Consider the following 14,194-nt stretch of genomic DNA (forward strand, 5'->3'; position numbering starts at 1 on the left):
ACTCAAGCTTACCCTCGTGATGTGAGGTACGAACCAAATTTAGTTGCCAATATCTGTTAATGGCTCTTAGCATTTTTAGCCTAAGATACTACACATAAAAAATGCCAGGACAACCTAGTGCTGTACTGGCATTTGAGGAACCTAAGCAATGAACTTTTGATTAAAAACTCTACTCAGGGATTGAATTTTGTTTTAGGTAGCTAACAGTTTTTTGCTTACTACCTAAACATCTAGATCTGCTTTACAGGAATCTGAATGGAAGTACGTGCCTTACGCTCTGGACGGAACACTAAATACAGAGCAACTAGCACAATCACACCTGCTACCACAGTACCTGGGCCAAAGCCTACCTGACCAGTGATAAAGCCACCAAGCTGGTAGATTACCATGGCAAGGCCATAAGCGAAGGCAAGCATGTAAACAACAGCAAAGGTAAACAGACGTGGGCTCTTAAGCTGACGACGCATTGCACCTAAAGCTGCGATACATGGAGTTGAGAACAGGTTAAAAGCTAAGAAAGCCATGGCTGCAGCTGAAGTTGAGAACTCAGCATTTAATGCAGCGCCTAATGAAGCATCATTCTCAGCAACCTCGCCTAAGCCAAGCAGCACAGCTAAAGTACCAACCACGTTCTCCTTAGCAAGAAGACCAGTGATAACGGATACTGAAGCCTGCCAGGATGCAAAGCCAAGTGGAATAAAGATGAAAGCGATAGCTGAACCGATAGCAGCCAGAATGGAATCATTAACCTCAACCATACCGAAACCATCAGAAGTGAAGTTGAAGTTAGATAAGAACCAGATTACTACTACGGTTGCAAAAATTACGGTACCGGCCTTGATAACGAATGCACGGCAGCGCTCGTAAGTTGAACGAAATACGTTACGCAGCTTTGGCATATTGTAGTTTGGCATCTCAAGAACAAATGGAGATACTTCCTCTTTAAAAGCAGTATCTTTCTTTAAGATGTATGCAGTAAAGCCAATGCTGAAGATAGCTAAGAAGTAAACTGCAGGAGCAACAAAGGTTGACTCAGGGAAGAATGCAGCTGCAATCATAGCTAAGATTGGGAGCTTAGCTGAGCATGGTACAAAGGTAGTGGTAATAATGGTAATGCGCTTCTCATTGATGTTATCAATGTTATTAGTAGCCATAATAGCTGGCACACCGCAACCAGAGGCAACTACCATTGGAATGAAGCAACGACCAGAAAGACCGAAGTGACGGAAGACACGGTCAAGCACGAAGGCTACGCGAGTCATATAACCGCTTTGCTCAAGCATAGATAAAAGAGCAAAGAGAACGATCATTTGAGGTACGAAACCTAAAACAGCGCCAACACCGCCAATAATACCGTCAACTACTAAACCAGAGAGCCACTCAGGAGCAGAGATGCTTTCCATTAAAGAAGTAGCTGCTTCAGTAGCATAAGTACCAAAGAGCACATCGTTGGCATAATCAGTACCCATAGTACCAATGGTGCTTACTGCTAAGTAGTAAACCATCCATACTACGCCGATGAAGATTGGTATACCTAAATAACGGTGAGTTACTACATTATCGATCTTACGTGAGATGTCATTGTAGATACCTTTGCCCTTTACTACGCACTGTGCAATTACGCTATCAATAAAGCTATAGCGCTCTTGAGCAATCAGAGATTCAACATCAGTAGAGTACTTCTTCTCAAGGTTTAAGATCTCACGATTAATGATGCCTAGCTCAGCTTCATTGTTCTTATACTGCTGCATATAGGCTTTATCATTTTGCAGTAAAGACATGGCAGCAAAGCGGCTGTTACCTGCATTAGATTCATTCTTAAGCTCTGAAGCAACTGACGCAATAGACTGCTCTAAAGCCTCATCATAAATCACGGCTGATGGAACAGAGGCGTTTTCAATAGCTTCAAAGAGCTTATCAATACCAAAGCTATTAGCTGCTGAGATTGCAACTACAGGTACGCCTAAACGCTTAGACATAGCTGCAGTATCGATCTTGATGCTAGACTTTTCAGCCTTATCCATCATGTTAAGTGCAATAACCATTGGTCTTTTAAAGGTCATGACTTCACAAGTTAAAGATAAGGAACGCTCAAGGTGGGTGGCATCGACTAAGTTAACGATGACATCATAATCACCATCGATAAGGAAATTACGGGAGACAATTTCCTCTGGTGAATATGGAGAAAGAGAGTAAAGACCAGGAAGGTCAACAACCTTCAAATTCTGTGATGAAACGAAACCAGCAACCTTATCAAGGGTTACACCAGGCCAGTTACCAACATACTGATTAGAACCGGTGATGCAATTAAACAGGGTAGTCTTACCGCAGTTTTGATTGCCAATCAAAGCAATAGTCTTGCTCATTTGTTTTCGTGCTCCTTGATATTAGGCGATTTCAATCAGCTTAGCGTCATCCTTACGGATGGTTAAGGCATAACCGCGCACCTCAAGCTCCATTGGGTCACCCAAAGGAGCGAGGCGCATAATCTTGACCTGAGTGTTTGGGGTCAAGCCCATATCAAGCAATCTGCGACGCAGGGAGGTATTATGGCCATTAACTGCACTCACAGTACCACTCTGACCAACCTCTAAAGTATCTAAAGTCTTACTCATAATATGTATTTAAGCGCTTTGGCTTCTCAAAAGAATCCGCAGAAACCCAGAAACCTGGTTGACACGACACAAGAGAGTTAAAAACAGAGCAAAGAGATGCTTTAACTATCTTTGTTCAAGCTGACTTGTTGTCGAGGTAGCACTGCGCTTATAGCGGCGTGCTGCGCTACACCAAATGTGTCTGAGTATTGTACGCCAAACATCACCTTAAGCTGACAAATGAGTAAGAAAAACCCATTTGTATCAGGTATATATCATGGTTGTATGACTACCTGAGGATGTATAGCGTTCAATTTTGTTAAAAAGTAGTCACCAAAGAAGTGGTATTAACTTGAACTTCTTCAACCTATTGTGACTAGCCTCATGTATGACACTGCTAAGAAAAAGTAACTAGCAGCGCCATATGTTCAGGTCTTCTTGCCATTCGGCTTTACAAGCGCACTGTAAATAAATGTTTCTTCTACCATGATTGCACCTGACCTTGCTTAAGTTTTGTGGTCAAGCTTACAAAGCTAGAAGTGACTAACAATAGTTACCCTACACTTGCACAAATTAGTCTATGCTTACTGACACGAATTTGCAACGACTTTCTTAAGTTTTGATCACAAATGAACCACAGCAAAATGCTTAAACCATGGGATTTTTGATAAATCCCTTTACGTATCTAGTTTTGCGAAGAGGACATAAAAATAAACACTTAACTTGTCTCACAAGTAATCAGATCAACGAATAAAACTGTAGCTCTCAGATAGAGACTTTTACCCACTATCTATAGCTATAACAGGCCATAGCTCATAACAACCTCATAGCACTACTCAATTAATACCTTGTCGTCACAATTTGATAGCTTCATACGCTGAACTACATCCTCTTAGATCTCAACTCAAACATTTGCAGCTCTTAAGTTTTTACCCAATACAGACAAGGTGATGCCTAAGTTTTGTTTGCCCAATACAGGCAAGGCCATGAATACGTTTTGTTTGCCCAATACAGACAATGCCATGCCTACGTTTTGTTTGCCCAATACAGGCAAGGCCATTCCTACGTTTTATTTACCCAATACAGACAAGGTGATGCCTAAGTTTTGTTTGCCCCATACAGGCAAGGCCATTTCTATGTTTTGTTTACCCAATACAGGCAAGGCCATTTCTACGTTTTATTTACCCAATAGAGGTAAGGCTGCGCTTATGTTTCTTTTCCTTTTGCATACATATATGTGTAGACATAAGCCAAGTCTCTAAAACTGCTAATTTTGCATTGGCACCATATTATGTTGTTAGCGATAGTTTTACAGTACAATCAAAAGAGAAATGCTGATTTTTATACCATTTTTCGAGAGATATAGTTAACATAAAACGTACTCTTGCTTGTCTGACAAATTTCCTCAAATCAGACAATTACGGTGCGAAAAATGGGATCTACATCCAGATAATTTTTTAGCAATGAGAGCGAACACTCATTTTGCTTAGAAACTTAGCATCAAATCTTCCTTAAACCAGTACAATCGTATGCGGTTTAGACTGACATTAGGTGATCTTTTGTCTAGCAAAGACTAGCCTCCGTTTAGGAGCTCTTTGCTCACTATCTAGCGTACAGCTTGCACCTAAGCGTTAATCTATGGTGAGAGAAGAACAGTTTGATCTTGTGGCAAAAGCGCAGTTAATTATTTAGTTGCCCTCCATAAGATGATCTTGTATCTGTCCAAAACAAAACAATGACAGTCAGCTATCAAGCTTTTTAAAAGCGCCTTAGTTAAGGCGTACTTTTACTTGCTTGTTTAGTAATTTACCAAAGATATACAAAGTATTTCTTTGGCAAGAGTGCTCATATAACACTCACCTCCATCTTGCTATGTCCTGACTGTGGTTTGTTGAGGTTTGTTAAGGAAGGAGTCACAAATGCCTAGGTATATGTGGTTTATCATTGCAACCATTGGCCTTTTAGTAGGCTATTGGCTGTACGGCAAGTTCGTTGAGAAGGTTTTCCAACCTGATCCTAATCGTAAGACACCAGCTGTTACCAAGTTCGACGGTGTTGACTATGTTTCCATGCCAAAGTGGAAGCTGTGGTTAATTCAGCTGCTTAACATTGCAGGCGTAGGCCCTGTATTCGGCCCTATCATGGGTGCTTTATACGGCCCACAGGCTCTGTTATGGATCGTATTAGGTTCCATCTTTGCCGGTGCAGTGCACGATTACTTCGGTGGTATGTTATCCGTCCGTTACCAGGGCGCTAACGTTCCTCAAATCGTAGGCTACAACTTAGGTAAGTTCTTCAAGCAACTGATGCGCGTATTCGCCGTTATCCTGCTCTTATTAGTAGGTGTGGTATTCGCAACTTCTCCTGCAAACCTGCTTGCTAAACTGACCCCTGATTCACTGGACTTCCTGTTCTGGCTTGGCGTTATCTTCGTTTACTACTTCATTGCTACCTTAGTACCAATCGATAAGTTAATCGGCCGAATCTACCCAATCTTCGGTGCACTCCTTATCGTTATGGCCGTGGGCGTAACTGCAGCATTATTCTTAAAGATGCCAGATCAGTTCTACTCATGGGCTGAGTGGGGCGTAAATCCACATCCTGCTGATCTGCCATTATGGCCTTTAATGTTCATCACCATTGCTTGTGGTGCATTATCTGGCTTCCACGCAACCCAGTCTCCTCTGATGGCACGCTGCATCGAGTCTGAGAACGAAGGCCGCATGGTATTCTACGGTGGTATGATTGCTGAAGGCTTCATCGGTCTCGTATGGGCAACCGTTGGTATGACCTTCTACGTATCTCCAGAAGAATTAAACGCAACCATTAATGCCGGTACCGCTTCTGCCGTTGTTTACGATGCATCTATCGTTCTGATGGGTTCATTCGGTGGTCTTTTAGCTATCTTAGGTGTTATTGTTCTGCCAATTACCTCTGGTGATACCGCTTTCCGTGCTGCACGTCTGACCATCGCTGAAGTATTCGACTTAGACCAGACCCAGCCAATTAAGCGTCTGTACATCGCAGTTCCATTATTCGCACTTGGTATTGCTCTGTCATTCATCGACTTCAACATCATTTGGAGATACTTCGGCTTCTCCAACCAGGTACTCGCCGGTATTATGCTCTGGACTGCAGCTGCATACCTCTACCGTCGTAACAAGCTGCACTTAATCTGCTCTATTCCAGCAGCATTCATCTCTGCAGCATGTGTAACCTACATTATCTACGAGCCAAACATGGGCTTAGGCGTTGACATCTTTATCGCTCAGATTATCGGTCTTGTTGCAGCCGTTGGTATGTTCGTAGTCTTCTTAATGTTAGGCAAGAGCGAAATTGAAGGCGCACCAATGGATGTTTAATCCATAGCCTAAATATCTTTTATAAAGCTGGTAGCACACTAGCTACCAGTTTAAAAATGCCGCACTTGATGCGGCATTTTTATTTATACACCACGACAAGTCCTAGCCTCACCTAGTCTGCCAAAACATCACAAGCTCTCTTAGCTCAACCCACCTCGATCTTAGCTAGCTCATAGCTAGACTCTGCAATTGCTACTTCCCGCATCATTGCCTTGTTAAAGAGCAGTTTAGCCTTAATTGCCCGCGCTTGATCGTACATAAGCAGCATAAAACAAAGAATCTACTAACGATTTACCAAGCATTCACACTTTTGCTAACTTTTAGCCATACAAACAAAAGGTCTGCTTATTTGGTACAGATAAACGAAAGAGCCTACTGCCTTTGGGCGTAGATATATGGACAGTAATGCCATTTTCAGGCGTAGATAGATGGACAGTAATGCCATTTTCAAGCATAGATATACGGATAGTCATGCTACTTTCAGGCGTATATTGACGGAAAGTCATACTGCATTTGGGCGTAGATAAAAGAAAAGGCCGGCAACCTTTTTTATGGTATCCGGCCTTTTCTTTTAGCTGAGGGACACAGCGATCTTTGTAATCGCTGCATTCACTCAACGTGGCATAAAAAGCGTAGTCGCTTAGCTATCTTAGAAGTTGATAGCAGCGCGTACGTAAGCGCCATTGGAGTTGTCTGTCTCAACGGTACCAATGGAGTTGCCACCTTGGTCGTAGAACTTGAACTCACGGTCGAAGTAGGAAACTAAGCCAGCAGAAATGGTAACCATCTGCACTGGGGTGTATGAAACGCCAAGACCTAAACCGTAAGACTCTTCACGCATGTAGCCATTCTTAAGCTTAGTTGGCTTTGCAGAGTCATCATCTAAGTTGTAGGTATCACGTACAGTCATGAAGCTAGCATCAACAGCCCAAGTTGGGTTGAAACGATACTGAATACGGGTGCTTGGGTAAGCAATAGAGCCAGTCCAGCCAAGCTCATGATTTTTGCCAACCTCAAGACCAAAGATAGGCTCGAAGATGTTATCAGCTTCGTTCAGGCTAGCAAAGGCACCAGCAAATGCAGTAATGCCGTTCATGAACTCCCAACCTACAGCAATACGTGGGGAAATGTTGTAGCTGTTACCGATATCCAGATCGCTCTCGTATAAAGCAGCGAGGTTTAAACCAGCATAGTAACGGATGTTGGAAGAAATGTAGCCATCGTAACGTAAGTCTACATATACCTTGTTAAGAGAATCAAATGGAGCGTTGTTGAGGTTGGAAAAATCGTAATCAGTACGAGTTACACCAACAGAAATCCAATCAGTACCACCATTAATGCCATAGCTGGTGGTCTTCATCTCTGCATTTGAGCCCTTGATATCAGCATCAGCAGTACCAACGAGATCTAGGTTTACAAAGAAAGGAGCAGCAATAGCAGCTGATGAAATAGCGCAGGCAGCTACAGTAGCTAATGCAGCAGAGATTAAAGAACGCTTCATAAAAGAATCTACCTCAAGATAAAACACAAATTAACGTATATGACAGTGCATATATAATCTCATCAAGATACAGCATGGCACTGCATATAAAGAGGTCGCACCTCTTTAATATCTTGCTTAGCTATGACATTGCTCTTTCTTCTTTGCATACCAATTAATTGAGTACACTGCCTTGGGCACCAAATTTTAGTAAAGCTCAATGGACTACAAAGAAGAAAGGACACAAAGCGCTAAGCTTATTAGATATATGTATGCTGCGTTTTATGTCTTAATGAGCGGCGGGATTATAGCAACGTAATAAGTTTTCAAACTTTACCAAATTAGTTTGTTTGTCAGTAAAAACGCATATTTTTTACTCTAAACTGCCAATATTAATGTGTTTGAGAGTATCTAGGAACAAACTAAAAACGCCTACACATTGAAATTTACATCCGTAATCCATAATGTGTACTAACGCTATGCTTAAAAATGACGATCAAGGTTAGAGAAGTTGGTCGTAATTTCTACTTAAAAATGATCGACTTTAGCTCGATTATTTGATGATCGACTTTGCCGTAATGATGTAAACAAATCTGATTTCTTTCTTAGATATTGGTTACTAATGTGACTAGTATGGCAAAACTATCAACTGAGTTGTATGCTGTATCAAGATTGACGTGCACAGGGCTGTTTAAACTGATATGATTTTTCATGCACGCCGCTGCTTTAATTGTTCACATGCCATGCTTTATCTTGGCCTATGAAAGATTGAAGATATAGACACTCACATAGCTTCTCAATCAGTTCTATATTAATTGAATACAAAATGTAGCAGTGATTGATAAGCAAGTCATCGGTATGCTTAATTTTATAGTGGTTAGGAGATGTCATCTTGCTTAAAACCAAAGTTTGGATACTCCTAAGAGACACTGTGTTTATACACAAGTCCAAGTAATCTTTATTAATGAAGTGTATTGCACTTGCCAAAGGCAAGATGCATATGTGCATATTCTTGTTTTGTCTAAAGTCGAATCAAGCATCCGTCTTGTTCACTTAGCAGCGCATCAATCAAACACATAAGTTCAGGCATCGAGCTAACAAGCTTAGAAGTCTATTTACAAAGCACCTTAATTAGTCATGCACTTTGAAGTGAGTAACCTATATTGATCTTGTCATGAACAAGGTAAACCTAGACTCACATGTTTTAAAGAATGCAGGACTAACGTATCTGCTCAGCTGTAGCATTGATAACTGCGTAAGCCAATAAGACTTGGATCAAGTTGGGACGTAATCATGTTCTACACTCACAATAGCTCTATACGTAACTTCATACGTAGAGCAATTATGGTTTTCGCTTCATTAGCTATGATTATCGGTCTGAGCGCATGCTCTGACGAATCAAAAGTGGCTAAGGTTGATGGCAAAAGCGGTAGCACTAATGTAGTTAAAGCTCAAATTGTTCTTAAGGTAGGTTACGACGGTGTTGCTGGTGAGCCTCTAGATCTCGGCATGCAACGCTGGAAAGAAGAACTTGAAAACCGCACTCATGGAAGAATTTCTCTTGAGCTTTATCCAAGTGCATCTTTAGGTGAAAAGAACTCAATTTTAGAGCGTATGCAGCAAGGTGAGCATCTCGCTACTGTTGTAGATGGTGCCAGCCTCTATACCATGGGGGCCTATGACTTAGGTGTTCTGTATGGCCCATATCTGTTCAATAACTGGGATGAAGCTTTACGTCTTGTAGATAGCAAGTGGACCAAAGCACAATTTGATAAGTTATCTAGAGAACACAACATCAGAGTTATATCCTTTGACTGGTGCTATGGTGTGCGCCATCTTTTAACTACTCGACCAATTACCAAATTCTCTGAGTTACAAGGTCTGCGCATTCGTACCCCAATGAATGACATTCAGTACAAGACTTGGCAAACCTTTGGTACTGAGCCTACCAAGATGGAAGCAACTAAGGTTTTAGCCGCACTGCGCAATAAAGAGATCGATGCTGTAGAGCGACCTATCGCTACTATTTATGCAGGAGGCTTTTACAAAGCAGCTCCATATTTGTTAAAAACTGCCCACGTATATGACCTTAGTGGTGTAGCTGTTTCCAATGCATTCTGGCAGTCACTAAGCACCTCAGATCAGGAGATCTTCAAACAAAGCTGCGATCGTGCTGCAAAATTCTTTAATGTGGTTCAAATGGCTGTTGAGCATGCTGCATATAAACAGCTGATTGCTGCAGGTGTAACTGTGACCGAGCCATCTCCTCAGTTCTTTAGAGAAATCAACACTGCAGCAAGATCTTTCTATGGTCGTCGTGATGTTTCAGAGCACTGGACTCCTGGTCTTTACTACCAAACTGTTAACGCTAAGCACGTGCCTTGGTCTTACTACACCGGTAACGGCTTAGACCAAGAGACCGGCAGCCTAAAGAAATAACAAATCTCAAACTTTCCTTTTAACAAACTCTGGCCTTGCTTTAGCAAGGCCTTTTTGTTTGATACCTTCCATTTTTAAGCATTTAGACCCCACAGCACTGGCAACATCCCTTGAGTAACTTATCATCTCCTGATTAAGCAAGTCTCATCCTTATGACAAGCTCACCTTATTACTTAAAACTACATAGCCCCCCATGACTGTGTAGTACAGCATTGCTCTACTGCAACTAGAAAAGTTTAGCGCGTGTAGCTTCACTACATGCATCTATTGACTGTACATACAGAAGCTGCAGTCATGTTCATTCAATAGTTCATTTAGTTTCACTCAACACTTGCGATTTTATACTAGAGCTCAAGCAATGAAAAACAAGCAATACAACCTGGAATATGCGTTAACAAACAACCATATTTGACCAACTTGTATACAAGTATGGCAATGATTATCACTCAAACAAACCTGATGTTTGCGGGAAAATAGTCTAAAACTAGATTTGCATTACTTGTATGTCAGTGTAAAAAGTTATAGCTGATCACAATTTTGTAAACTTGCTGAAAATTTACTCAAATTTATCTACTTGTATACTAGTATACAGAGCATAAAAGTCTTATACTTAGCACATCACATATATCCTATTGGACATGCAGAGTTTAATCAGAAAATGCGATGTCTTTGGATATAAGAGGCACAATTAAGCTTAATCTAAGTTGCACATATAGCTTTGGTAACTAAGCACCAATAGCAGTCTTTATTTCACTGCTAGCTTTTCGCCTCATATGTGACGCCAAAGATTTCTACTGCAAGCGGAGAGTTATTCTTATGATGCACATGACAATGCGTTGGTTCGGCCCTGAGCAGGACAGCATTACTCTGCAACAAATCCGTCAGGTTCCAGGAATGGAAGGTATCATCACTGCACTGCATGAGCTTCCAGCTGGTGAACCATGGCCTGAGGACATGGTCCGTGAGCGTAAGGCTTTGGTTGAAAAGAACGGACTTAAGCTTTTAGGTATCGAAAGCATTAATGTTCACGAGGACATCAAGTACGGTGCTTCTACTCGTGACATGTATATTGAGAACTACATTAAGTCTCTTGAGGCTGTAGGCAAGAACGACATTCACCTCGTTTGCTACAACTTCATGCCTGTATTCGACTGGACTCGTACCGATTTAGCTCTTCCTCTTGAGGATGGCTCTACCGCTTTAGCATACGACGGTAAGGAAATTGAAGGTCTTAGCGCCGAGGATATGTTTGAGCGTATTGCTAACAACTCCAATGGCTTTGAAATGCCAGGTTGGGAGCTGAGCCGTAAGGACGAAATCACAGCGCAGATTAACAAGTTCAAGGGCATGACCGGCGATGAGCTGCGTGCTAACTTCAAGTACTTCTTAGAGGCCATTATGCCTACTTGTGAGAAGTACAACATCAAGATGGGTGTTCACCCTGATGATCCTTCTTACGATCTCTTTGGTATTCCACGTATTACCAAGTCTGAAGAAGACCTCGTTAAGATCGCAGGTTTATATGACAGCCCATTAAATGGTTTCACCATTTGCACTGGCTCATTAGGTTCTAATCCTAATAACAATCTGCCAAAGATCATTCGTAATCCAATCATTGCTAAGCGCATCCACTTTGCACACGTACGTAACGTTCTGCACACTGGCGATCACCAGTTCCACGAGAGCTCACACGTTTCCTGCACTGGCAGCTTAGATCTCTATGAGATCATGAAGGCCTTAGTTGAAATTGGCTTCAACGGCATTATTCGTCCAGATCATGGTCGTGAGATCTGGGGTGAGATTGCTCGCCCAGGTTACGGCTTATACGATCGTGCCTTAGGCGCAACCTATTTAATTGGTCTTGAAGAGGCCATTCGTAAGGGTAAAGGCATGCCTTACCCTGACAACATCAACTCAGTTACCGCTCCTTGGAAGTAATCTGAGCTTAAGACAGAGTAAGTACTAGAATCTGAACAGTTCTAGCAAAGTATATCGATAAGGCCATGTTTGACGCGTAAAGCTTTCAACATGGCCTTATTTTGGTTAAACGGTAATTTGAGCTATACGTTTTACGTATCAAAGTTTGCTCATAGTGTACTAAGTCTTAGATATATGCATATTCCTTAGCATTCAACACATTGCCTAAGGTGTATTGCAATCGCCAAGAGGGTTGGTCATGAAGGTTACTTTACAAGGCATTAAGGACACTGCTGCCTTTGCTGCAGCTAACGTTACCCTGCCAAAGTTTGATGTAGCAAAGGTACAAGAGGAAAGCCGCAACAATCCAGTGTGGTTACACTTTGGTGCTGGCAATATCTTCCGTGGTTTTGTCGCATCTCTACAGCAGCAACTCTTAGACAGTGGCGATCAAAGCTCAGGCATTCAGACTCTCTCTGTTTATGATGGTGCCATCATTGATGACGTGTTCACTCCTCATGACAAGCTCACTATGGAAGTTACCTTACTTCCTGACACCAATGTAGAGCTGCGTGTAATTGGCTCAGTTGTGCATGGCTATAAGCTCAATGGCACTGCTAAAGAAGACGAAAATGAAGTTAAAGCACTGATTGCTAAACCATCTGTACAGTTAGTCTCCTACACCATTACCGAAAAGGGTTATGCCATTCGTGGTATCGATGGTGACTACCTTGAGCAAGTGAAGTTAGATATGGCCTCAGGACCTAGCAAGGTTGGCCACGCCATGTCATGGACTGTAGCTCTGCTGCATGAACGCTTTAAGGCCGGTGCCAAACCAATTGCCATGGTTTCAATGGATAACTGCTCTCACAATGGCGACAAGCTTAAAGCAGCTGTTTTAGAGATCGCTAAGGCATGGTTAGATAAGGGCTTTGTAGATGCAGCCTTTATTGCATACTTAGAAGATGAGTCTAAGGTATCTTTCCCTTGGACCATGATCGACAAGATTACCCCTCGTCCAGACGCTTCCATTGCTGCATTACTCAAAGATCGCGGTATTGAAGATATGGAACCAATCAAGACAGCTCGTGGTTCTTTCATTGCTCCATTTGTTAACGCTGAAAAGCCACAGTACCTTATCGTTGAAGATAAGTTCCCAAATGGCCGTCCACCTCTTGAGAAGGCTGGCGTGCTCTTTACTGATGGGGCTGGCGTCGATCTGTGCGAGCGCATGAAGGTTACTACTTGCTTAAACCCTCTGCATACTGCCTTAGCAGTTTACGGTTGTGTGCTTGGCTATGAGCGCATTGCTGCAGAGATGGATGATCCTCAGTTAGTAGCTTTAGTTAAGAAGCTTGGCTATGATGAGGGCTTAAAGGTAGTTGATGATCCTAAGATCCTCAACCCACGTGACTTCTTAACTGAAGTTATCGAGCAGCGTCTGACTAACAAGTGCCTGCCTGACTCTCCTCAACGTATTGCTACAGATACATCTCAAAAGGTACCAGTGCGCTTTGGTGAGACCTTAAAGAACTATAAGAAGAAAGGCTTAGACGCAACTGAGCTTACCGCACTACCTCTGGCTATTGCTGGCTGGATGCGCTACCTCTTAGCCATTGATGATAAGGGTAATGCCTTTAGCTTATCTGACGATCCTCTTAATGATGAGCTCACTTCCAAGATGGCTGGTATCGAGTTTGGCAAGGTAGAGAGTGTTGGTGACAAGCTCCATCCAATTTTAAGTAACCCAACTCTTTTCGGTGTTGACCTTTACTCTATCGGTTTAGGCACCAAGATCGAAGACTTATTCAAAGAGATGATCCGCGCACCTGGTGCTGTTCGCTCCACATTGATTAAATACTTAGGTTAATTCCTAACTTAATAACGATTCTATTGCAAACTACTAAGACTCGTGAGGCTCTTGCTACAATGCTTAAACACGTTGTAGCGAGGGCTTTTTTTTCATCCATAGACACTTTATCACTCCCCTCACAATCCACCCCCGAACCCCGCATTGCCCAGGCTCCCGCATAATCCACTCGCCATTCCATGTTGCCAGGCTTAACCACATTCTACTCCTTTGGTCAATGTTTTTTATAGATCTAGGGAGCTAGGCATACTGGCCTGATGAGGGGCTGCAGCATATGCATGCTGCGCCCCTTTTGGCTTTATAAGCTAATCTAAGTCTGAGCGATACAGGTAACCTCTGTTACTATAGCTATATCTCCGGCACTTCCTCTAAATCTTCTGAAACACTGACAGGCATATCTATAGTCTGTCCAAGTTTTGCAACTGTCATCACTGATCTAGGCAGCTCAATCTTTAACTGTCTCAACAAAAATTCTTGGGCTCCAACAATTGGCTTCCATATCATGCCCGCTTTATACTGCTCTACCGTAATG

General features: G+C 42.3%; 8 protein-coding genes. 4 read left to right on the top strand and 4 right to left on the bottom strand.

The annotated features are described in order from the left end of the window. Positions 1-230: 230 nt before the first annotated feature. Together feoB and H524_RS0105030 are read right to left on the bottom strand one after the other, a co-directional pair. Entirely contained in the window at positions 231-2,366 is a 2,136-nt protein-coding gene (gene feoB / locus H524_RS0105025) for a ferrous iron transport protein B (RefSeq protein WP_027939435.1), read from the bottom strand. 21 nt (positions 2,367-2,387) lie between these two features. Beyond that, entirely contained in the window at positions 2,388-2,615 is a 228-nt protein-coding gene (locus tag H524_RS0105030; RefSeq protein ID WP_044121528.1) for a FeoA family protein, read from the bottom strand. 1,898 nt (positions 2,616-4,513) lie between these two features. On the opposite strand from H524_RS0105030, the gene H524_RS0105035 reads away from it, so the two are divergent. Continuing rightward, complete coding sequence (locus H524_RS0105035) at positions 4,514-5,956, top strand: carbon starvation CstA family protein (protein WP_027939437.1); 1,443 nt, start codon at positions 4,514-4,516, stop codon at positions 5,954-5,956. A gap of 649 nt (positions 5,957-6,605) precedes the next feature. Here the strand turns inward: H524_RS0105035 and H524_RS0105045 are convergent. Further along, the gene (locus H524_RS0105045; RefSeq protein ID WP_027939438.1) at positions 6,606-7,457 is read right to left on the bottom strand and encodes a TonB-dependent receptor; all 852 of its coding nucleotides are present in this window, start codon (positions 7,455-7,457) and stop codon (positions 6,606-6,608) included. Positions 7,458-8,729: 1,272 nt separating this feature from the next. Here H524_RS0105045 and dctP point away from each other — a divergent pair. The 3 genes from dctP to H524_RS0105065 all read left to right on the top strand — a co-directional run bounded on the left by dctP (position 8,730) and on the right by H524_RS0105065 (position 13,662). Then, entirely contained in the window at positions 8,730-9,875 is a 1,146-nt protein-coding gene (dctP, locus tag H524_RS14350; RefSeq protein WP_084281668.1) for a TRAP transporter substrate-binding protein DctP, read from the top strand. An 816-nt stretch (positions 9,876-10,691) separates the two neighbouring features. Then, positions 10,692-11,813, top strand: a complete 1,122-nt coding sequence (locus H524_RS14355; RefSeq protein WP_211232153.1) for a mannonate dehydratase — start codon at positions 10,692-10,694, stop codon at positions 11,811-11,813. 238 nt (positions 11,814-12,051) lie between these two features. Next, on the top strand, positions 12,052-13,662 hold the full coding sequence (locus H524_RS0105065; RefSeq protein ID WP_027939439.1) for a mannitol dehydrogenase family protein: 1,611 nt from the start codon (positions 12,052-12,054) through the stop codon (positions 13,660-13,662). Between the two features lie 348 nt (positions 13,663-14,010). Here the strand turns inward: H524_RS0105065 and H524_RS17570 are convergent. Next, the coding region (locus H524_RS17570; protein ID WP_027939441.1) for a hypothetical protein at positions 14,011-14,194 on the bottom strand (184 nt) is incomplete at its 5' end.

The sequence above is a fragment of the Anaerobiospirillum succiniciproducens DSM 6400 genome (assembly GCF_000482845.1).
Lineage (GTDB): Bacteria > Pseudomonadota > Gammaproteobacteria > Enterobacterales > Succinivibrionaceae > Anaerobiospirillum > Anaerobiospirillum succiniciproducens.